16 protein-coding genes are annotated in these 21,776 nt (G+C 68.1%); 8 read left to right on the top strand and 8 right to left on the bottom strand.

Annotation, left to right across the window (positions count from 1 at the left end; translation table 11 throughout):
* Window positions 1-7 precede the first annotated feature (7 nt).
* Window positions 8-1,384, top strand: a complete 1,377-nt coding sequence (gene radA, locus ACN8ZM_RS10925; RefSeq protein ID WP_043189232.1) for a DNA repair protein RadA — start codon at window positions 8-10, stop codon at window positions 1,382-1,384.
* A 146-nt stretch (window positions 1,385-1,530) separates the two neighbouring features.
* Complete coding sequence (locus ACN8ZM_RS10920) at window positions 1,531-1,797, top strand: DUF2866 domain-containing protein (protein WP_039342663.1); 267 nt, start codon at window positions 1,531-1,533, stop codon at window positions 1,795-1,797.
* Between the two features lie 210 nt (window positions 1,798-2,007).
* Here ACN8ZM_RS10920 and ACN8ZM_RS10915 read toward each other — a convergent pair whose 3' ends face one another.
* The gene (locus ACN8ZM_RS10915; protein WP_043189242.1) at window positions 2,008-3,939 is read right to left on the bottom strand and encodes an ATP-binding cassette domain-containing protein; all 1,932 of its coding nucleotides are present in this window, start codon (window positions 3,937-3,939) and stop codon (window positions 2,008-2,010) included.
* 136 nt (window positions 3,940-4,075) lie between these two features.
* On the opposite strand from ACN8ZM_RS10915, the gene ACN8ZM_RS10910 reads away from it, so the two are divergent.
* The gene (locus ACN8ZM_RS10910) at window positions 4,076-4,555 is read left to right on the top strand and encodes a glutathione peroxidase (RefSeq protein WP_043189246.1); all 480 of its coding nucleotides are present in this window, start codon (window positions 4,076-4,078) and stop codon (window positions 4,553-4,555) included.
* 60 nt (window positions 4,556-4,615) lie between these two features.
* Here the strand turns inward: ACN8ZM_RS10910 and cls are convergent, their stop codons facing one another.
* The 6 genes from cls to dapC form a co-directional block, all read right to left on the bottom strand.
* Window positions 4,616-6,055: a cardiolipin synthase gene (cls, locus tag ACN8ZM_RS10905; protein ID WP_420209964.1), complete on the bottom strand. Its 1,440-nt coding sequence runs from the start codon at window positions 6,053-6,055 to the stop codon at window positions 4,616-4,618.
* Window positions 6,056-6,163: 108 nt separating this feature from the next.
* The gene (gene prmB / locus ACN8ZM_RS10900; RefSeq protein ID WP_043189252.1) at window positions 6,164-7,072 is read right to left on the bottom strand and encodes a 50S ribosomal protein L3 N(5)-glutamine methyltransferase; all 909 of its coding nucleotides are present in this window, start codon (window positions 7,070-7,072) and stop codon (window positions 6,164-6,166) included.
* An 11-nt stretch (window positions 7,073-7,083) separates the two neighbouring features.
* Window positions 7,084-8,223, bottom strand: a complete 1,140-nt coding sequence (dapE, locus tag ACN8ZM_RS10895) for a succinyl-diaminopimelate desuccinylase (protein ID WP_420209963.1) — start codon at window positions 8,221-8,223, stop codon at window positions 7,084-7,086.
* Window positions 8,224-8,313: 90 nt separating this feature from the next.
* A complete protein-coding gene (locus tag ACN8ZM_RS10890; RefSeq protein ID WP_043189257.1) occupies window positions 8,314-8,679 on the bottom strand; it encodes an ArsC family reductase in 366 nt (121 codons plus the stop codon).
* Complete coding sequence (gene dapD, locus ACN8ZM_RS10885; protein WP_014896723.1) at window positions 8,679-9,506, bottom strand: 2,3,4,5-tetrahydropyridine-2,6-dicarboxylate N-succinyltransferase; 828 nt, start codon at window positions 9,504-9,506, stop codon at window positions 8,679-8,681. Before dapD ends, ACN8ZM_RS10890 begins: the two co-directional genes overlap by 1 nt.
* 43 nt (window positions 9,507-9,549) lie before the next feature.
* The gene (gene dapC / locus ACN8ZM_RS10880) at window positions 9,550-10,782 is read right to left on the bottom strand and encodes a succinyldiaminopimelate transaminase (RefSeq protein ID WP_071334682.1); all 1,233 of its coding nucleotides are present in this window, start codon (window positions 10,780-10,782) and stop codon (window positions 9,550-9,552) included.
* A gap of 159 nt (window positions 10,783-10,941) precedes the next feature.
* Here dapC and ACN8ZM_RS10875 point away from each other — a divergent pair, with 159 nt between their 5' ends.
* From ACN8ZM_RS10875 to def, 5 genes are all read left to right on the top strand, one after another.
* Window positions 10,942-11,883: a DMT family transporter gene (locus ACN8ZM_RS10875; RefSeq protein WP_175024983.1), complete on the top strand. Its 942-nt coding sequence runs from the start codon at window positions 10,942-10,944 to the stop codon at window positions 11,881-11,883.
* A 139-nt stretch (window positions 11,884-12,022) separates the two neighbouring features.
* Complete coding sequence (gene smc, locus ACN8ZM_RS10870; protein ID WP_043189297.1) at window positions 12,023-15,535, top strand: chromosome segregation protein SMC; 3,513 nt, start codon at window positions 12,023-12,025, stop codon at window positions 15,533-15,535.
* Between the two features lie 85 nt (window positions 15,536-15,620).
* Window positions 15,621-16,904, top strand: a complete 1,284-nt coding sequence (locus tag ACN8ZM_RS10865) for a cell division protein ZipA C-terminal FtsZ-binding domain-containing protein (RefSeq protein ID WP_420209962.1) — start codon at window positions 15,621-15,623, stop codon at window positions 16,902-16,904.
* Between the two features lie 166 nt (window positions 16,905-17,070).
* Entirely contained in the window at window positions 17,071-19,146 is a 2,076-nt protein-coding gene (gene ligA / locus ACN8ZM_RS10860; RefSeq protein WP_043189276.1) for an NAD-dependent DNA ligase LigA, read from the top strand.
* Window positions 19,143-19,676: a peptide deformylase gene (gene def / locus ACN8ZM_RS10855; protein WP_011352465.1), complete on the top strand. Its 534-nt coding sequence runs from the start codon at window positions 19,143-19,145 to the stop codon at window positions 19,674-19,676. The genes ligA and def overlap by 4 nt, the downstream gene beginning before the upstream one ends.
* A 91-nt stretch (window positions 19,677-19,767) precedes the next feature.
* On the opposite strand, the gene ACN8ZM_RS10850 is transcribed toward def, so the two are convergent.
* Window positions 19,768-21,765: a pseudouridine synthase gene (locus tag ACN8ZM_RS10850; RefSeq protein WP_420209961.1), complete on the bottom strand. Its 1,998-nt coding sequence runs from the start codon at window positions 21,763-21,765 to the stop codon at window positions 19,768-19,770.
* Window positions 21,766-21,776 lie beyond the last annotated feature (11 nt).

Genomic DNA, 21,776 nt, shown 5'->3' with positions numbered 1-21,776 from the left:
GTCGCGCGTGGCCAAACAGAAAACCGTATACGTCTGCAGCGAGTGCGGCGGACAGACCCCGAAGTGGCAGGGCCAATGCCCGTCATGCCAGGCCTGGAACACGCTGGTTGAATCGGTCTCCGAATCGCCGGCTGCCCATCGTTTCCAGTCGCTCGCGAAGCGGGCGCCCGTCCAGCGTCTCGTCGACATCGAAGCGGCCGATGTGCCGCGCTTCTCGACCGGCATCGGTGAATTCGACCGCGTGCTCGGCGGCGGGCTGGTCCCCGGCGGCGTCGTGCTGATCGGCGGCGATCCGGGCATCGGCAAGTCGACGCTGCTGCTGCAGTCGCTCGCGGACATCGCGAGCGAGCGGCGCGCGCTCTATATCAGCGGTGAGGAATCGGCCGCGCAGATCGCGTTGCGCGCGCAACGGCTTGCGCTGCTCGACGGCGGTGCGGTGGCGGACGAACTGAAGCTGCTCGCCGAGATCCAGCTCGAAAAGATCCAGGCCGCGATCGACGCGGAACGGCCGGACGTGGCCGTGATCGACTCGATCCAGACCGTCTATTCGGAAGCGCTCACGTCGGCGCCGGGCTCGGTCGCGCAGGTGCGCGAGTGCGCGGCGCAGCTCACGCGCATCGCGAAACAGTCGGGCACCGCGATCATCATGGTCGGGCACGTGACGAAGGAGGGCAACCTGGCCGGCCCGCGCGTGCTCGAGCACATCGTCGACACGGTGCTGTACTTCGAGGGCGACACGCATTCGTCGTTCCGGCTCGTCCGTGCGTTCAAGAACCGCTTCGGCGCGGTCAACGAACTCGGCGTGTTCGCGATGACCGAGCGCGGGTTGCGCGGTGTCGCGAATCCGTCCGCGCTGTTCCTGTCGCAGCACGAACAGGTCGTACCTGGCTCGTGCGTGCTCGTCACGCAGGAAGGCACGCGCCCGCTGCTGGTCGAAGTCCAGGCGCTCGTCGACACGGCGCACGTGCCGAACCCGCGCCGGCTCGCGGTCGGCCTCGAGCAGAACCGGCTCGCGATGCTGCTCGCGGTGCTGCACCGGCACGCAGGCATCGCGTGCTTCGACCAGGACGTGTTCCTCAATGCGGTCGGCGGCGTGAAGATCACCGAGCCGGCTGCCGACCTTGCGGTGCTGCTCGCGATCCATTCGTCGATGCGCAACAAGGCGCTGCCGAAGGGGTTGATCGTGTTCGGCGAAGTGGGGCTGGCGGGCGAGATCCGGCCGTCGCCGCGCGGGCAGGAACGCTTGCGGGAGGCGGCGAAGCTCGGCTTCACGTCCGCGCTGATTCCGAAGGCGAATGCGCCGAAGCAGCCGATCGAAGGGCTGAACGTGATGGCCGTCGATCGGCTCGAACAGGCGATCGACCGCGTGCGCGATCTCGAGTGACCGGCCCGGCAGGCGCTCGGGCCGTGCCTGCCGGCGATCTGTCGCGTAATTCGTTGTAAAGAATATGTAGGGTTCTGTAACCCGCCGGACATCGCTTTTCCCTATCCTTTGCCGGATTGTCGAACCGCGCAATGCGAAGGGATCCTATGTTGAAATCGTATGGGGAAGCGCCGAGCGGACGCCTTTACAACCTGCGTGGCTGCCGCGTGTCGGAGCCGATTCGCCAACCTTGGGGCGGCGGATGCCGGATCGTCGAATGGATCGACGACGAAGGGCGCCTGGCGCGCAAGGTCGTGTCCGAGGACGTGACGGAAGCGGAGGTCGCTGCCGCGATCCGGCGGCCGACCGAAGGGCGCCGCCACCTGATGGGCGACGACGAGCAGATGCCGCGCGACACGTTGCCGCGCCGCTGATCCGGCAAGCGCGGCGAGCAGCCGGCGAGCGGTGTGACGACGGTAAGTGAATGAACAGGCCGGGCCCGTGCGCCCGGCCTTGTCGCATCTGGGCCCACTGAGGGCCAGATGGTTTTTGAGGTGCTGCGATACCAAGGTATCGCAGCGCAGAGGCCGCCGGTACGCCGGGCTGGCGTATCGGCATAGTGGCCGGCTGCGCCGCGACAGCGTTCAGCCGATCTGTTCGAGCTCTTCCTGCGCGGCGAGCCAGCCGGCCTCGACCGTTTCGAGACGCGTGTTGACGTCCCCGAGCTTGCGGATCGCGTCGGTCAGTTCCGTCTTGCGCTCGGCTTCGTAGCTCGCCGGATCGGCGACGAATGCGTCGAGGCGCGCCTTCTCCGCGTGCAGCGTCTCCATTTCCTTTTCGAGCTTCGTGATACGCGTCTGCAGCGGCTTTTTCAGCACCGACAGGCGCTGGCGTTCCTCGGCAGCCTGACGCTTCTGGTCCTTGCGGTTGGCTGCGGCGCCCGCACCCGAAGAAGCCGCGCTGTCGGCCTTCGCGGCGGCGCGCTGCTCGGCCGCGTGCTGCAGCAGCCAGTCGCGGTAGTCGTCGAGGTCACCGTCGAACGGCTGCAGCCGGTGCTTCGCCACCAGCATGAACTGGTCGGTCGTCGCACGCAGCAGGTGGCGGTCGTGCGAGACGAGGATCAGCGTGCCTTCGAACTGCGCGAGCGCCATCGTCAGCGCATGACGCGTTTCGAGGTCGAGGTGGTTGGTCGGTTCGTCGAGCAGGAGCAGGTTCGGCTTCTGCCAGATGATCAGCGCGAGCGCGAGGCGTGCCTTTTCACCACCCGAAAACGGCCCGACCGGCGTGGTTGCCATGTCGCCCGAGAAGTTGAAGCCGCCGAGGAAGTCGCGCAGTTCCTGCTCGCGCGTGTCGGGTGCGAGCCGCGCCAGATGCGCGAGCGGCGAATCGTCCTCGCGCAGCGTTTCGAGCTGGTGCTGCGCGAAATAGCCGATCGTCAGCCCCTTGCCGTCGCGGACGTGCCCCGACAGCGGCGCAAGCGTGCCGGCCAGCGTCTTGATCAGCGTCGACTTGCCCTGGCCGTTCGCGCCGAGCAGGCCGATACGCTGGCCGTTCTGGATCGACAGCGCGACGCGCTCGACGATCGGGATTTCCGCGCCGCCGTCGGCGTGGTAGCCGCAGCGGACGTCTTCCATCACCATCATCGGGTTCGGCGCGGCATCGGGCGTGCGGAATTCGAACGTGAACGGCGACGCGATGTGCGCGGGCGCGATCAGCTCCATCTTCTCGAGCGCCTTCATCCGGCTCTGCGCCTGCTTGGCCTTGGTCGCCTTGGCCTTGAAGCGGTCGACGAAGCTCTGCAGGTGCTCGATCGTCTTCTGCTGCTTCTCGTAGGCGTTTTGCTGCAGCGCCAGTTGCTGCGCGCGCAGCACTTCGAATTGCGAGTAGTTGCCACCGTAACGCTTCACCTGGCGGTTTTCCAGGTGCAGCGTGACGTTGCAGATCGAATCGAGGAATTCGCGGTCGTGCGAAATCACGACCAGCGTGCCGGGGTAGCGGTGCAGCCAATCCTCGAGCCAGACGATCGCGTCGAGGTCGAGGTGGTTCGTCGGTTCGTCGAGCAGCAGCAGGTCGGAGCGGCACATCAGCGCCTGCGCGAGATTCAGGCGCATGCGCCAGCCGCCGGAGAAGCTGGCGACGGATTCGCGCGTCTGCGCGAGCGTGAAGCCGAGGCCGAGCAGCAGCGCCTCGGCGCGGGCGGGCGCGGTGTAGCCGTCGGCGTCGGCGAACGCCGCGTGCGCGTCGGCTTCGGCGGCGCCGTCATGCGCGGCGGAAGCGGCGGCGATGCGCGCCTCGATCTCGCGCAGCGCGGCGTCGCCGTCGAGCGTGTAGTCGAGCGCGGAACGATCGGCGGCGGGCGTTTCCTGCGACACATGGGCGATTCGCCACGACGGCGGCATCGAGAAATCGCCGCCGTCCGAGTGCAGCTCGCCGCGCAGGACCGAGAACAGGGTCGACTTGCCGGCGCCGTTCGCGCCGATCAGGCCGGCTTTCTCGCCGGGATTGAGCACGAAGGAGGTCGACTCGAACAGCGGCTTGGTGCCGCGCGCAAGGCTGAACTGATTGAAACGGATCACGGCGGAAATGACTGGCCAAAACCGCTATTCTAGACTGCGCGCCGCTCGCGCCGGGCATTGGCCGTTCGGCGGATGCCGCAATGGGGCAATTTCGCCTAGACTCCACGTCGATCCGGTTTCATAAAAGGAGTGCCCGATGTCCACCCTGTATTCGTTCAGCGCAGAGACGCTTGCCGGCGCGCCGGCCTCGCTCGATGCGTATCGCGGCAAGGTGCTGCTGATCGTCAACACCGCGAGCGAGTGTGGTTTCACGCCGCAGTACGCGGGCCTGCAGAAGCTGTACGACCAGTACGCGTCGCGCGGCTTCTATGTGCTCGGCTTCCCTTGCAACCAGTTCGGCAAGCAGGAGCCCGGCGACGCCACGCAGATCGGCGCGTTCTGCGAGCGCAATTACGGCGTCACGTTCCCGATGTTCGCGAAGATCGACGTGAAGGGCGACCATGCGCATCCGCTGTACCGCTACCTGACCGACGAGGCGCCCGGCATTCTCGGCCTCAAGGCGATCAAGTGGAATTTCACGAAATTCCTGATCGATCGCGAAGGGCGCATCGTCAAGCGCTATGCGCCGTCGACCAAGCCCGACGAAATCGCCGCGGATATCGACAAGCTGCTGTGACGGCGGCTGGCGGCGTTCGCGGCAGCGGGGCGGATCGCACCGCGGCCGTCGTCGCGATCCTTACAGGATCGGTGCGAACAGCCGCGCGACGTGCATCGCGATGCGCCGCCACGCAGGCGACTGGCGGTATTCGGTCGCATCGACCTCGTACGCCTGCGCGAAATCGGCATCGAGCATCGCCTCGACCTCGTCGGCGAACGTGCGGTCGACGGTCAGCACCATGATCTCGAAATTGAGGCGGAACGAGCGGTTGTCGAGATTCGCGCTACCGATCGCTGCCGCGATGCGGTCGATCAGCACGACCTTCTGGTGCAGGAAGCCGGGCCGGTAGCGGAACACCTTGACGCCCGCCTCGACCAGGTCGCGCGCGTACAGCTTCGACGCTTCGAATACCACGTAGTGATCACGCCGGCTCGGGATCAGGATGCGCACGTCGACGCCGCGCATCACGGCGAGCTTCAGCGCGGAGATCACGGCTTCGTCGGGGACGAGGTACGGCGTGGTGATCCAGACCCGCTCGCGCGCGGCGTTGATCGCCTCGACGAAGAACAGCGAGCCCGTCTCCTGCTTGTCGGCCGGCCCCATCGGCACCGCGAGGCAATGCATGTTGTCACCGGGCTGCGCGGGCGGCGGCAGGGCGAGCGGCGGCAGCTTCTGCGTCGCCCAGTGCCAGTCTTCGGCGAACACGTACTGGATGCTCGCGACCACCGGGCCGCGGATCTCGATGTGCGTGTCGCGCCACGGCGACAGGCGCGGCTTCGCGCCGAGATATTCGACGCCGACGTTGTGGCCGCCGACGAACGCGCGATTGCCGTCGACGACGACGATCTTGCGGTGATTGCGGAAGTTGAGCTGGAAGCGGTTCACGAACTTCCGGTTGGTCGCGAACGGATGAACCTCGACGCCGCCCCGGCGCAAGGTGTCGACGTAGCTGTGCGGCAGGTCGAAGCTGCCGATGCTGTCGTACAGCAGGCAGCAGCGCACGCCGGCCGCCGCGCGTGCGAGCAGCGAGTCGCGCAGCATTCGGCCGAGCGCATCGTCGCGCACGATGAAGAACTGCACCACCACGTAGTCGCGCGCGGCGTCGATGGCCGCCAGGATCGCCGAGAACGTCGCGTCGCCGTTGACGAGCGTGCGCACCGAATTGCCGCCGAGGAACGGCATGCCGCCGAGCCGCGTGAGCGCGAGCACCGCCGCCTGGCCGATTGCGTCGGCGGCCGGCCCGTCGGTCGCGTCGGTGCTGAGCCAGGGCGAGCGCGGTGTGTGCATGCGCAACATTTCCAGCTCGTGGCGGCGGGCGTCGACGTAGCCGGAGAACTTGCTGCGGCCGAGGAACAGGTACGGAATGAGCGTCAGGTACGGCATGGCCGCGAGCGAGACGGCCCACGCGATCGCGCCTTGCGACGTGCGCGTGTTCATGATCGCGTGGCACGCCGCGACGATCCCGAGCACGTGAATGGTCAGGATCAGGGTGCCGAGATGTAGCCAGTCGAGGGTCATGGGCGCGTGACGGACTCCTGAGGTCGCGCGGCCGGGCGGCCGCCTACGCGCATCTTACCCAACCGTGCGGCGCAACGGTGCACCGCACGGTGGGCGAGCCGGGACGGCTCAGGCCTTGCGGGGCAGGTCCGACGCCTGAATCAGGAAGACGGCGTCGTCGCCCGCGCTGGTGGGCAGCCACGTGAGCTCGAGGCCGCCGAACGCGGCTTCGACGTTTTCGCGCTCGTTGCCGATCTCGACGACGAGCACGCCGTCGTCGTGCAGCCAGCGGTGCGCTTCGGCGACGATGCGTCGCACGATGTCCATGCCGTCGTCGCCGCCCGCGAGCGCCATCTCCGGCTCGTGCCGGTATTCGGGCGGCAGCGCGGCCATCGACGACGCATTCACGTACGGCGGGTTCGTCAGGATCACGTCGTAGCGCGAGCCCGGGTCGGTGCGGAACGCGGGCAGCGGCGCGTAGAGGTCGCCGTGGTGCAACCCGATGCGGTCTTCGAGGCCGTAGTCGCGCACGTTGATCTCCGCGACTTCGAGCGCCTTGTCGGACAGGTCGACCGCGTCGATCTCGGCGTTCGGGAACGCGCTCGCCGCGAGGATCGCGAGGCAGCCGGAGCCCGTGCACAGCTCGAGCACCGCGCCGACCTGCTCGGGATCGGCGACGTACGGCTGCAGCCCGTCGTCGAGCAGTTCGCCGATGAACGAGCGCGGCACGATCACGCGCTCGTCGACGTAGAAGCGGTGGCCGTGCATCCACGCTTCATGCGTGAGGTACGCGGCCGGCACGCGGTCGGCCGCACGCCGTTCGATCACCGCGAGCACGGCCGCGATTTCGTCGGGCAGCAGCCGCGCGTCGAGGAACGGCTCGAGCGTGTCGAGCGGCAGGTCGAGCGTGCGCAGCACGAGGTAGGCCGCTTCGTCGTACGCATTGTCGGAGCCGTGGCCGAACGCGAGCTTCGCCTTCGAGAAGCGCGTGACCGCGTAGCGCAGCAGGTCGCGAACAGTTGCAAAAGGTGTCGTCATGCGAGGCTCCATCAGGCGATCAGTTGTTCGAGCACGCGGCGGTACACGTTCTTCAGCGGGTCGACGAAGCGCACTTCGATGTGCTCGTCGATCTTGTGGATGCTGCCGTTCGGCGGGCCGAACTCGATCACCTGCGGGCAGATGCGCGCGATGAAACGGCCGTCCGACGTGCCGCCCGTCGTCGACAGCTCGGTGGTGATGCCGGTCTCGGTGCGGATCGCGTTTTCCAGCGCGCCCGACAGCTCGCCGCGCGGCGTGAGGAACGGCAGGCCGCTCACCGACCACTTCAGCGTGTATTCGAGGCCATGCTTGTCGAGGATTGCGTGCACGCGTGCCTGCAGACCCTCGACCGTGCTGGCGGTCGAGAAACGGAAGTTGAATTGCAGGTCGGCGTGGCCGGGAATCACGTTGGTCGCGCCGGTGCCGGCGTGCAGGTTCGAAACCTGCCAGGTGGTCGGCGGGAAGTATTCATTTCCTTCGTCCCACTGCTCGGCAGCGAGCTCGGCGAGCGCCGGCGCGAGCAGGTGGATCGGGTTCTTCGCGAGGTGCGGATACGCGATGTGGCCCTGCACGCCCTTGATGACCAGTTCGCCCGACATCGAGCCGCGGCGGCCGTTCTTGACGACGTCGCCGAGCTCGGCGGTCGACGTCGGCTCGCCGACGATGCAGTAGTCCATGCGTTCGCCGCGCGCTTCGAGCAGCTCGACGACCTTCACGGTGCCGTCGGTGGCGGGGCCTTCCTCGTCGCTCGTGATCAGGAACGCGATTGCGCCGCGGTGGTCGGGATGGGCCGCGACGAATTCCTCGGACGCGACGACGAACGCCGCGAGCGACGTCTTCATGTCGGCCGCGCCGCGGCCGTACAGCTTGCCGTCACGATGGGCGGGGATGAACGGCGGCGAGCTCCACTGCTCGAGCGGGCCGGTCGGCACGACATCGGTGTGGCCCGCGAACGCGAGCAGCTTGCCGTCGCGGCCGTCGGTGCCGCGCTTGACGGCCCACAGGTTGGTCACGCCGTGCGACGCGATGGTCTCGCATTCGAAGCCGAGCGCGACAAGGCGCTCGGTCATGATCTGCTGGCAATGCTGGTCGTCGGGCGTCACGGACGCACGGGAGATCAGCTGTTCGGTAAGGGCTAGGGTGGTGGACATGGTTCGGACCACTTTCGATAAAAAATGCCGGCGCGGTGGCCGGCAGCGACAAGACGTCGGGCTGCGCCGACGGGCGCAGCGCGGGCAGCCCTATGCGGCAAACAGCGCCGCGTATTGATCGGCCGCGAAGCCGAGCGACTTCACGCGGCCGTTGACCACGAGCACGGGGCGCTTGATGACCGACGGCTTGTGGATCATCAGCGCGACCGCGCCGGACTTCGTTTCAGCGGCCGCCTTCATCGCGTCGTCCAGGCCGCGCCACGTCGTGCCGCGCTTGTTGACGAGCGCGTCGAGCGACACGTCCTTCAGCCAGTCTTCGACGAGCGGCACGCTGACACCGAGCTTCTTGAAGTCGTGAAACTCGAATTCGACGCCGTGGTCGTCGAGCCACACGCGGGCCTTCTTCACGGTGTCGCAGTTCGGAATGCCGTAGACGACCACAGTACGCTTCGCCATCAGTCGCCTCGCAGCAGCTCGTTCAGGCCGACCTTCGCGCGGGTCTTCGCGTCGACTTTCTTGACGATCACTGCGCAGTACAGGCTGTGCGAGCCGTCCTTCGACGGCAGGTTGCCGGCGACCACGACCGAGCCGGCCGGGATGCGGCCGTAGCTGACTTCGCCGGTTTCGCGATCGTAAATCTTGGTGCTCTGGCCGAGGTACACGCCCATCGAGATCACCGAGTTTTCCTCGACGATCACGCCTTCGACGACTTCCGAGCGCGCGCCGATGAAGCAGTTGTCTTCGATGATGACCGGGTTCGCCTGCAGCGGCTCGAGCACGCCGCCGATGCCGACGCCGCCCGACAGGTGCACGTTCTTGCCGATCTGCGCGCACGAACCGACCGTCGCCCACGTGTCGACCATCGTGCCTTCGTCGACGTACGCGCCGATGTTGGTGTACGACGGCATCAGCACGACGTTCTTCGCGATGAACGAGCCGCGGCGCGCGATGGCCGGCGGGACGACGCGGAAGCCGCCCGCGGCGAAATCTTCAGCGGTGTAGTTCGCGAACTTCGACGGCACCTTGTCGTAGAACTGCGAGTAGCCGCCGGCAGGCATCGGCGCGTTGTCCTCCAGGCGGAACGACAGCAGCACGGCCTTCTTCAGCCACTGGTGCACGGTCCAGTTGCCGTCGATCTTCTCGGCAACGCGCAGCGCGCCTTTGTCGAGCTGCTCGATCGCGTGCGCGACGGCTTCGCGGACGTCGGCCGGTGCGGCCTTCGGCGACAGCTCGGCGCGGTTGTCCCAGGCGGTATCGATGATTTGCTGAAGTTGTTGCGACATGTTCGTTTTCGCAGGAGATGGATGAAGTGTTCGGGATGGACGATTACCGCGCGAGAGACCGGCAGAAATCGACGATGCGTTGCGCGCCCTCGACGCATTCGGGGGTGCCCGCGACGAGCGCGATCCGGATGAAATCGCGGCCCGGATTCGTGCCGTGCGCATCGCGCGCCAGGTACGAGCCGGGCAGAACCGTCACATTATAGTCGGCGTACAGGCGACGGGCGAACTCGGTGTCCGACAGCCCGGTGCGCGACACGTTGGCCCACAGGTAGAACGCGGCGTCGGGCAGTTTCACGTCGATCACGTCGGCGAGCATCGGTGTGACCGTATTGAACTTCTGCAGGTACAGCGCGCGGTTCTCGCGCACGTGCGCCTCGTCGTTCCACGCGGCGATGCTCGCGTGCTGCCAGACCGGCGACAGCGCCGCGCCGTGATACGTGCGGTACAGCAGGAATTTCTTCAGCAGCGCCGCGTCGCCCGCGACGAAGCCCGAGCGCATGCCCGGCACGTTCGAGCGCTTCGACAGGCTCGACAGCATCACGAGCCGCTCGAAGCCGCGGCCGAGGCGGTGCGCGGCCTCGAGGCCGCCGAGCGGCGGCGCCGCTTCGTCGAAATAGATTTCCGAATAGCACTCGTCGGACGCGATCACGAAACCGTGGCGGTCGGACAGCGCGAACAGCTCGCGCCAGTCGTCGAGCGTCAGCACGGCGCCGGTCGGGTTGCCCGGCGAGCACACGTACAGCAGTTGCGTGCGCGCCCAGACTTCGTCGGGCACGGATGCGTAGTCGCACGCGAAGTTGCGGGCCGGGTCGCTGTTCGCGAAATAGGGTTCGGCACCGGCCAGCAGCGCCGCGCCTTCGTAAATTTGATAGAAAGGATTCGGACAGAGTACGATCGCCTTCTCGCCCTGTTCGGACGGGCGTGCGTCGATCACCGTCTGCGCGAGCGAGAACAGTGCCTCGCGCGACCCCGACACGGGCAGCACCTGCGTGGCCGGATCGATGGCCGGCAGCCCGTAACGGCGCTCGAGCCAGTGCGCGATCGACGTGCGCAGCGCGTCCGAGCCGGCGGTGGCCGGGTACGACGCGAGACCGTCGAGCGCGGCCACCACGGCGTCGCGGATCAGCGCCGGGGTCGCATGTTTGGGCTCGCCGATGCCGAAGCTGATCGGTTTGAGGGCGCCGGAGGGCGTCACGTCCTTGAACAGGGCGCGCAGCTTTTCGAAGGGATAGGGCTGGAGCGAGTCGAGTCGAGGGTTCACGGGCGAAGCGGCCATCGCGGCCGGTTGGAGCGAAAGAAGCGGCGGGCGCGCCGCGCGGCTGCGAACGGGCGCCGATGGCGCGCGGGTCGCAACGGACGATTATAGCGTGACGGAATGCGGTCACGGCCTGCCGGAACGGCGGCCGGGCCGGCTGAATAAAGGGTATTGAACCAAATGAATAACGCGGTACGCGGCAGTCTGCCGACGCTGGCCATCCTGATCGGCGCGTCGGTATGGGGCCTGATCTGGTATCCGCTGCGGATCCTGGCGTCGCTCGGCGTGACGGGCACGCTGGCGAGCGCGCTGACGAGCCTCGTCGCTTTCCTGTTCGTGATCGTCGCGCGACACCGCACGATCGCGACGCTGCGCTGGCACTGGGTGCTGCCCGGCATCGCGGTCACGGCCGGCGTGACGAACCTCGGGTTCGTGTGGGGCACGATCCACGGCGAGGTGCTGCGCGTGATGCTGCTGTTCTACCTGACCCCCGCGTGGACCGCGATCTACGCGCACTTCCTGCTGCGCGAGCGGCTGACCTGGGCCGGCGCGGGGCTTGCAGCGCTGTCGATCGGCGGCGCGATGCTGATGCTGTGGTCGCCGAAGCTTGGCCTGCCGCTGCCGGCCAGCCCGGCCGAATGGGCCGGGCTCGCGGCCGGGTTGAGCTTCGCGATGAGCAACGTGCTCGTGATCAAGGCGAGCCGCGAGCTGCCGGAGATGCGTGCGGAAATGCGCACCGCGACGCTGTTCGGCGGCGCGGCCGTGTTCGGCGCGATCGCGTCGCTGTTCGAGGGGATACCGGCTGCGCCGGCGGGCGGCCACCTCGGTACGGCCGCGCTGATCATCGTCGCGATCGGCGTGACGATGGCGTCCAACAACCTGCTCGTGCAATACGGGCTGGCGCGCGTGCCGGCCAACCGTGCGTCGATCATCATGCTGTTCGAGATCGTGATCACCGCGCTGTCGGCGTGGGTGTTCGCGAACGAGCTGCCGACCGCGCGGGAGTGGGCGGGCGGCGTGTGCATCGTGCTGGCGACGCTGCTGTCGAGCCGGGTCCATCGTGCCGCGCCGGCACCGGACAAACCCGGCGACGGTCGGGACGGTGCACGCGCGATGGTATGATGGAAGCCGTTTGCGGGGCCCAACGCTGTATGCGCGCGGCCCCGCTTTTGAATTCCGGGGCGCATCGCGCGCATGGGCCGTCCGGCCTCGCGCAGTGCGGCTCCGTCCGTTTCACACCTTCTTCACATCCGATACCGCCGTGCGTCTGAGCTCGATCAAACTCGCTGGCTTCAAATCCTTTGTCGATCCCACGCATTTCCAGGTTCCGGGCCAGCTTGTCGGCGTGGTGGGCCCGAACGGGTGCGGCAAGTCCAACATCATCGACGCCGTGCGCTGGGTGCTCGGCGAGTCGCGCGCGTCCGAGCTGCGTGGCGAGTCGATGCAGGACGTGATCTTCAACGGCTCGACCGCCCGCAAGCCCGGCAGCCGGGCCAGCGTCGAACTGATCTTCGACAACTCCGACGGCCGCGCAGCCGGCCAGTGGGGCCAGTACGGCGAGATCGCCGTGAAGCGCGTGCTCACGCGCGACGGCACGTCGAGTTACTACATCAATAACCTGCCGGCACGCCGCCGCGACATCCAGGACATCTTCCTCGGTACCGGCCTCGGGCCGCGTGCGTACGCGATCATCGGGCAGGGCATGATCGCGCGGATCATCGAGGCGAAGCCGGAAGAGCTGCGCGTGTTCCTCGAGGAAGCCGCGGGCGTGTCGAAGTACAAGGAACGCCGCCGCGAGACCGAGAACCGCCTGCACGACACGCGCGAGAACCTGACGCGTGTCGAGGACATCGTCCGCGAGCTCGGTGCGAACCTCGAGAAGCTCGAGGCGCAGGCCGTCGTTGCGACCAAGTACAAGGAACTCGTCGCCGACGGCGAGGAGAAGCAGCGCCTGTTGTGGCTGCTGCGCAAGAACGAGGCGGCCGGCGAGCAGCAGAAGCAGCAGCGCGCGATCGAACAGGCGCAGATCGACCTCGAGGCGCAGACCGCGAAGTTGCGCGAGGTCGAGGCGCAGCTCGAGACGCTGCGCGTGGCGCATTACTCGGCGAGCGATGCGATGCAGGGCGCGCAGGGTTCGCTCTACGAAGCGAACGCCGAGGTGAGCCGCCTCGAAGCCGAGATCAAGTTCATCGTCGAATCGCGCAATCGCGTGCAGGCGCAGATCGCCGCGCTGAATGCGCAGCGCGAGCAATGGCGCGCGCAGGCCGAGAAGGCGCAGGACGAGCTCGAGGACGCCGAAGAGGCGCGTGCGATGGCCGACGAGAAGGCCGCGCTCGCCGAAGACAACGCAGCCGCGAAGCACGACGCGCTGCCGGCGCTCGAAGCCAAATGGCGCGATGCGCAGGCGCAGCTCAACGACGAGCGCGCGCGGATCGCGCAGACCGAACAGTCGCTGAAGCTCGAAGCCGCGCACCAGCGCAACGCCGACCAGCAGCTCCAGCAGCTCCAGCAGCGCCATGAGCGCCTGAAGAGCGAAGCGGGCGGGCTCGACGCGCCGGACGAGGCCCAGCTCGAAGAGCAGCGCATGCAGCTCGCCGAGCAGGAAGAGATCCTGGCCGAAGCGCAGGCGCGCCTCGCCGACGCGCAGGAAACGGTGCCGCGCCTCGATGGCGAACGCCGTGCCGCGCAGGAGCGCGTGCAGGCCGAAGCCGCGCAGATCCACCAGCTCGAGGCGCGTCTTGCCGCGCTGAAGCAGTTGCAGGAAAACGTGCAGACCGAAGGCAAGGTGCAGCCGTGGCTCGACAAGCACGAGCTCGGCGCGCTGCCGCGTCTGTGGAAGAAGCTGCATGTCGAAGCCGGCTGGGAAGCGGCGCTCGAGGCCGTGCTGCGCGAGCGCCTTGCCGCGCTCGAAGTGTCGAACCTCGACTGGGTGAAGGCGTTCGCCACCGACGCACCGCCCGCGAAGCTCGCGTTCTACGCGCCGCCCGCGGCCGGCGAACCGCCCGCGGCCGTGGCCGGGCTGCGTCCGGTGCTGTCGCTCGTGCGCATCGACGATGCGGGCATCCGCGCGGTGCTGAACGACTGGCTCGGCAACGTGTATGTCGCCGACGACGTCGCGCAGGCGCTCGCGACGCGCACGCAGCTGCCGGCAGGCGGCGCGTTCGTCGTCAAGGCCGGCCATATCGTCACGCGTGTCGGCGTGCAGCTTTATGCGGCCGATTCGGAGCAGGCCGGGATGCTGGCCCGCCAGCAGGAAATCGAAAACCTGACGCGCCAGGTGCGCGCACAGGCGCTGCTCGCCGACGAGGCGCGCACCGCCGCCGTGCGCGCGGAAGCCGCGCACACGCAGGCCACCCAGGCGCTCGGCGACGTGCGCGCACAGGCCGAGCGTGCGACGCAGCGTGTGCACGCGCTGCAGATGGACGTGCTGAAGCTTGCACAGGCGCACGAACGTTACACGCAGCGCAGCACGCAGATCCGCGAGGAACTCGAGGAAATCGGCGCGCAGATCGAAGAGCAGCGCGCGATGCGCGCGGAGTCGGAAGCGAATTTCGAGCGTTTCGACGGCGAACTCGCGGAACTGCAGGCGCGCTTCGAGGACAACCAGCTCGCGTTCGAAGCGCTCGACGAGTCGCTGACGCAGGCGCGCCAGGAAGCACGCGACCTGGAGCGCGGTGCGAACGACGCGCGCTTCGCCGCACGCAATGCAGTGACGCGGATCGACGAGCTCAAGCGCAGCATTCAGGTCGCGCACGAACAGAGCGAGCGTGTTGCTGCGTCGCTGGAAGACGCGCGCGCCGAGCTCGAGACGATCAACGAGCAGACCGCGCACACGGGCCTGCAGGACGCGCTCGAGATTCGTGCGGTGAAGGAAGAGGCGCTGCAGGCTGCGCGGATCGAACTCGACGACCTGACCGCGAAGCTGCGCGCGTCGGACGAGCAGCGGCTCGTCGCCGAGCGCTCGCTGCAGCCGCTGCGCGATCGCATCACCGAATTGCAGTTGAAGGAGCAGGCCGCGCGCCTGTCGGTCGAGCAGTTCGCCGAGCAGCTCGTGACGGCCGAGGTCGACGAGGTGGCGCTGTCCGCGAAGCTCACGCCGGATCTGAAGCCGTCGTACCTGCAGGGCGAGGTCACGCGCCTGAACAACGCGATCAACTCGCTCGGCCCGGTGAACATGGCCGCGCTCGACGAGCTGAAGGCCGCGAGCGAGCGCAAGGTGTTCCTCGACGCGCAGTCGGCCGACCTGATCGACGCGATCACGACGCTCGAGGACGCGATCCACAAGATCGACCAGGAAACCCGCACGCTGCTGCAGGGCACCTTCGACGAAGTCAACCGTCACTTCAGCGACCTGTTCCCGCGCCTGTTCGGCGGCGGCCAGGCGAAGCTGATCATGACGGGCGACGAAATCCTCGATGCCGGCGTGCAGGTGATGGCGCAGCCGCCGGGCAAGAAGAACGCGACGATTCACCTGCTGTCGGGCGGCGAGAAAGCGCTGACCGCGACCGCACTGGTGTTCGCGATGTTCCAGCTGAACCCGGCGCCGTTCTGTCTGCTGGACGAGGTCGACGCACCGCTCGACGATGCGAACACCGAGCGTTTCGCGAACCTCGTGCGCGCGATGTCCGACAAGACGCAGTTCCTGTTCATCTCGCACAACAAGATCGCGATGGAAATGGCGCAGCAGCTGATCGGCGTGACGATGCAGGAGCAGGGTGTGTCGCGGATCGTCGCGGTGGACATGGAAACCGCCGCGGGTTTTGCCCAGAATTGACGTTTGACGAAACCGGACTGCGTTCGCGCGGCGCATGGGCGCCCGTTCGCGGTTCCGACGAACAAGAATTGCTGATGGAGCGTGCATGGACGAGTTGACACTCGGTTTGATCGGCGCGGGCGCCGTCGTGGTGGGCGGCGTCGTGGTCTACAACGCATGGCAGGGCGCGAAGGTGCGGCGCAAGATGCCGCGCCCGATGCCGGAGGAAGCGGCCGAGGCGATGAACCGCCCCGAACGCGAAGAGGAACTGCCGTTCATCGAGCCGGTGCGTCAGCCGGTGCGGCGTGAACCCGCGGCCCCGGTCGCGGCGGCCGCCACGGCCGGCACGACGGCCGAAGTCGCGCGCGTCGAGCCGACGTTCGGTGGCGCAGCGCCTGCCGACATGCCGGCCGATCTGCAGGCCGAGGCGACCGGCGTCGACATGCCGGCCGAGTCGGTCGAGCCGGTGGCCGGCGACGAAGCCGTGCCCGCCGCCGCGCATGAAATGCACGCTGAACCGGCCGAGCAGGCCGAACCCGTGCTGCCGGCTGCAACGACGATCTCGTCGGCACCGCCGGCGATCGTCGACCGCCGGATCGATTGCATCGTGCCGATCCGCCTGGGCGGGCCGCTGCCGGGCGACAAGATCCTGCCGGCCGCGCAGCGGCTGCGCCGCGCGGGCAGCAAGCCCGTGCATATCGAAGGCAAGCCGGAAGGCGGCCAGTGGGAGCTGCTGCAGAACGGCGTGCGCTACGAGGAACTGCGTGCGGCCGCGCAGCTCGCGAACCGCAGCGGCGCGCTGAACGAGCTCGAGTTCTCCGAATTCGTGACGGGCGTCCAGCAGTTCGCCGACGCGATCGACGGCGCACCCGAATTCCCGGACATGATGGAAACGGTCGCGATGGCGCGCGAGCTCGACGCCTTTGCCGCGCAGTGCGACGCGCAGCTGTCGGTCAACGTGATGTCGGACGGCGCGCCGTGGTCGGCGAACTACGTGCAGGCCGTGGCGTCGCAGGACGGGCTGCTGCTGTCGCGCGACGGCACGCGTTTCGTGAAGCTCGACGCGAAGCAGAACCCCGTGTTCATGCTGCAGTTCGGCGACACGAACTTCCTGCGTGACGACCTCACGTACAAGGGCGGCAACATGATCACGCTGGTGCTCGACGTGCCGGTGGCCGAAGAGGACATCCTGCCGTTCCGGCTGATGTGCGACTACGCGAAATCGCTGTCCGAACGGATCGGTGCACGGGTGGTCGACGATTCGCGCCGGCCGCTGCCGGAGTCGACGCTGGTCGCGATCGATCAGCAACTGATGAAGCTGTACGCGAAGCTCGAGGAAGCCGGCATCCCGGCCGGTTCGCCGGTCACGCGCCGCCTGTTCAGCCAGTAACGCGCGCCCGGCGGGCGGCGGCTTTCGGCGCCGTCGCCCGTCGCTGCAATGCACCGTGCTTGTGTGCACTGCAGCGGGCCCGCGCGGCACGCATCGCGTGCCCCCGCTGCGGCGTCAAACTGAGATAATCGGAATTCCGATTTTTCAGAACGACTCTGCCGCCAGCATGGCCCGAACCCAAGCCGAACCGCCAGCCAGCCAGCCCGACGCGCGCGCCGCGTGGCTGCGCGACCAACTCGAGCGGGCGAACTACGCCTATTACGTGCTCGACCAGCCGGATCTGCCCGACGCGGAATACGACCGGCTGTTCCGCGAACTGCAGCAGCTCGAAACCGACCATCCCGAACTCGTGACACCCGATTCGCCGACGCAGCGCGTCGGCGGCGAGGCGGCCGGCGGCTTCACGCCGGTCGTCCATGACGCGCCGATGCTGTCGCTGAACAACGGCTTCGCCGACGAGGACATCGCCGCATTCGACAAGCGTGTCGCCGACGCGCTCGACAAGACGACCGATCTCGCCGGTTCGGTGACGGAGCCCGTCGAGTACGCGTGCGAACTGAAGTTCGACGGCCTCGCGATCTCGCTGCGCTACGAGCAGGGCGTATTCGTGCAGGCGTCGACGCGCGGCGACGGGACGACGGGCGAGGACGTGACCGAGAACGTGCGCACGATCCGCTCGATTCCGCTGAAGCTGAAGGGCGATCACGTGCCGGCCGTGCTCGACGTGCGCGGCGAGGTGCTGATGTTCAAGCGCGATTTCGCACGCCTGAACGAACGCCAGCGTGCGGCCGAGCAGCGCGAATTCGCGAATCCGCGCAACGCGGCGGCCGGCAGCCTGCGCCAGCTCGACTCGAAGATCACCGCGCAGCGTCCGCTGTCGTTCTTCGCGTACGGGATCGGCGTGCTCGACGGGATGCCGATGCCCGATACGCACAGCGCGCTGCTCGACTGGTACGAGTCGCTCGGCCTGCCCGTGAACCGCGAGCGCGCGGTCGTGCAGGGCGCTGAAGGCTTGCTCGGGTTCTTCCGCAGGATCGGCGAGAAGCGCGAGTCGCTGCCGTACGACATCGACGGCGTCGTCTACAAGGTCAACCGGCGCGACGAACAGGAGCGCCTCGGCTTCGTGTCGCGCGCGCCGCGCTTCGCGCTCGCGCACAAGTTCCCCGCGCAGGAAGCGCTGACCAAACTCGTCGCGATCGACGTGCAGGTCGGCCGCACGGGTGCGATCACGCCGGTCGCGCGCCTCGAGCCCGTGTTCGTCGGCGGCGCGACCGTGACCAACGCGACGCTGCACAACGAGGACGAGGTGCGCCGCAAGGACATCCGGATCGGCGATACCGTGATCGTGCGCCGCGCGGGCGACGTGATTCCCGAGGTGGTCGGTGCGCTGCTCGACCGGCGTCCGTCCGACGCGGCCGAATTCGTGATGCCGACCGAATGCCCGGTGTGCGGCTCGAAGATCGAGCGCCTGCCGGACGAGGCGATCGCGCGCTGCACGGGCGGCCTGTTCTGTCCGGCGCAGCGCAAGCAGGCGCTGTGGCACTTCGCGCAGCGCCGTGCGCTCGACATCGACGGGCTCGGCGAGAAGATCATCGACCAGCTCGTCGAGCTGAATCTCGTGCGCACGCCGGCCGACCTGTTCAATCTCGGTTTTGCGACGCTCGCCGAGCTCGACCGGTTCGCCGAGAAGTCCGCACAGAATCTGCTCGATTCGCTCGAGAAGGCGAAGCACACGACGCTCGCGCGCTTCATCTACGGGCTCGGCATCCGTCACGTGGGCGAATCGACGGCGAAGGATCTCGCGAAGCATTTCGGCTCGCTGACGCCGATCATGGACGCATCGCTCGAAGAACTGCTCGAAGTCAACGACGTCGGGCCGATCGTCGCCGAGTCGCTCCACCAGTTCTTCGCGGAAGAGCACAACCGGACCGTGATCGAGCAGTTGCGCGCGCCGGGCAAGGTGACGTGGCCGGAAGGGCCGCCCGCGCCGAAGGCGCCGCAGGGCGTGCTGGCCGGCAAGACGGTCGTGCTGACGGGCACGCTGCCGACGCTCACGCGCGATGCCGCGAAGGAAATGCTCGAAGCGGCGGGCGCGAAAGTGGCCGGTTCGGTATCGAAGAAGACGGATTACGTGGTCGCGGGCGCCGAAGCCGGCAGCAAGCTCGCGAAGGCCGAGGAACTCGGCATCCCCGTGCTGGACGAAGACGGCCTGCACCAACTCCTGGAGGGCAATACGCCATGATTCGCGAGATCCTGAAGATGGGCGATCCGCGCCTGCTCGAAGTCGCCAAGCCGGTCGAGCGGTTCGATACACCCGAACTGCACGAGATCGTCGCGGACATGTTCGAGACGATGCACCATGCGAACGGCGCCGGGCTGGCCGCACCGCAGATCGGCATCGGGCTGCAGCTCATCATCTTCGGCTTCGGCAACAACAACCGCTACCCGGATGCGCCGCCGGTGCCCGAGACCGTGCTGATCAACCCGAAGGTCGAGTACATGCCGCCGGACATGGAAGAGGGCTGGGAAGGCTGCCTGTCGGTGCCGGGCATGCGGGGCGTCGTCAGCCGCTACGCGAAGGTGCGCTACAGCGGCTTCGACCAGTACGGCGAGAAGATCGATCGCGTTGCCGACGGTTTTCATGCACGCGTCGTCCAGCACGAATACGATCACCTGATCGGCAAGCTGTATCCGATGCGGATCACCGATTTCACGCGCTTCGGTTTCACGGAAGTGCTGTTCCCGGGGCTCGATCCGGCTTCCGACGACTGATTGCCCGGCGCGCCCCGTTTCTCGCCGACAAGAAAAAAGCCCGCTTGCGCGGGCTTTTTCATTGCGTGGCACGCGTGTGGCGTGCCCGCGGTCAGAACGTCTCGTCGGCCGACAGATAGCGCCATTGACCCTGCGGCAGGGCGCCGAGCATCACGCGGCCCATCCGCACGCGCTTCAGGCCGATCACGTCGAGGCCCACCAGTTCGCACATGCGACGGATCTGGCGCTTCTTGCCTTCGCGCAGCACGAAGCGCAACTGCTCGCCGTTCTGCCAGCTGACCATCGCGGGCTTCAGCGCGACGCCGTCGAGCTCGAGGCCGTGGCGCAGCTTCGCGAGCGATTCCGCGGGGAAGTGCTGGTCGATGTCGATGAGCCGTTCGCCGAAGCGCACGCGCACCAGGTACTCCTTGTCGATATCCGACTGCTCGCCGATCAGCTGCTTTGCGATCACGCCGTTCTGCGTCAGCACGAGCAGGCCGGTCGAATCGATGTCCAGGCGGCCGGCCGGTGCGAGTGCGTGCAGGTGCTGCGGCGAGAAGCGCACCGGCGAATGGTCGCCGCTCCAGCGGTTCGCGCGCGTGATCAGCACGGCAGCCGGCTCGTAGCCGTCTTCCGCCTGGCCCGACACATAGCCAACCGGCTTGTGCAGCAGGATCGTCACTTGCGCGGCCTGCGCGGCGCTCGCCCGTTCGTCGATCTCGATCTTCTGGTCGGCGCGTACCTTGGTGCCGAGCGTGTCGATGCGTTCGCCGTCGACGAGTACCCAGCCCTTTTCGATCCATTCGTCGGCTTCGCGGCGCGAACACATGCCGAGCTCGGACATCCGTTTCGACAGGCGCATCAGGCCCGATTCGTCGCCGTAGTCGACGTCGGCTGCGGCGCGCTTGACCGGTTGCGCGGTCTTGACCGCGCCGAACGAGCGGCGCTCGCCGTCGCGTGCGGGGCGGGCCGGGCGGTCGCCGAAGCTGCGCTTCGTGCCTTCACCGGCGGGCTTGTCGCGATACGACGGGCGCTTGCCGTCGTCGGCGCCTGCGCGGCGCGGGCGGTCATCGTCGTTGCGGCGCGGCGGGCGATCGGACGACGTGCGGCGGTCGCCGAAGCTGCGCTTCGCGCCTTCGCCGGATGCGTTGTCGCGATACGGCGCGCGTGCGCCGCCTTCGCCACCCGCGCGACGCGGACGTGAGTCGTCATCGCGGCGCGGCGGACGATCGGACGACGTGCGACGGTCGCCGAAGCTGCGCTTCGCGCCTTCACCGGACGCGTTGTCGCGATACGGCGCGCGCGGGCCACCTTCGCCACCCGTGCGACGCGGACGTGAGTCGTCATCGCGGCGCGGCGGACGATCGGACGACGTGCGACGGTCGCCGAAGCTGCGCTTCGCGCCTTCGCCGGATGCGTTGTCGCGATACGGCGCGCGTGCGCCGCCTTCGCCACCCGTGCGACGCGGACGTGAGTCGTCATCGCGACGCGGCGGACGATCGGACGACGTGCGACGGTCGCCGAAGTTGCGCTTTGCGCCTTCGCCGGATGCGTTGTCGCGATACGGCGCGCGTGCGCCGCCTTCGCCACCCGTGCGACGCGGACGTGAGTCATCATCGCGGCGCGGCGGACGATCCGACGACGGGCGACGGTCGCCGAAGCTGCGCTTCGCGCCTTCACCGGATGCGTTGTCGCGATACGGCGCGCGCGGGCCACCTTCGCCACCCGCGCGACGCGGACGTGAGTCGTCATCGCGACGCGGCGGGCGATCCGACGACGGGCGGCGGTCGCCGAAGCTGCGCTTCGCACCTTCGCCGGCCGCGTTGTCGCGATAAGGGGCACGCGTGCCGCGTTCGGCACCGCCGTCACGCGGCGCACGCTTGGCCGGCGCGCGATCCGCGCCCGGGCGCTCGGCGCCCGCGGCAGCGCGCGGCTTGAACGTGCGTTCGCCGGCGGCGGCCGGGGCGGCCTTCTTCGGGCGGGCCGGCTTGTCCCCTGCGGGCGGCGCAGCGGGACGCACCGCCTTGCGGGCGACGAGGCTGCCGGAGCGGACAGGGGCGCGGGTCGGCGACGCCGGCTTCGGATTCTTGACGGTTAATTTGGTGCGCATAAACGCTGGAA

Source organism: Burkholderia aenigmatica (genome assembly GCF_048627025.1).
GTDB classification, from domain to species: Bacteria; Pseudomonadota; Gammaproteobacteria; order Burkholderiales; family Burkholderiaceae; genus Burkholderia; species Burkholderia aenigmatica.
The sequence above is the reverse complement of the archived record's forward strand: the minus strand, read 5'-3'. Positions and strand labels throughout refer to the sequence as shown.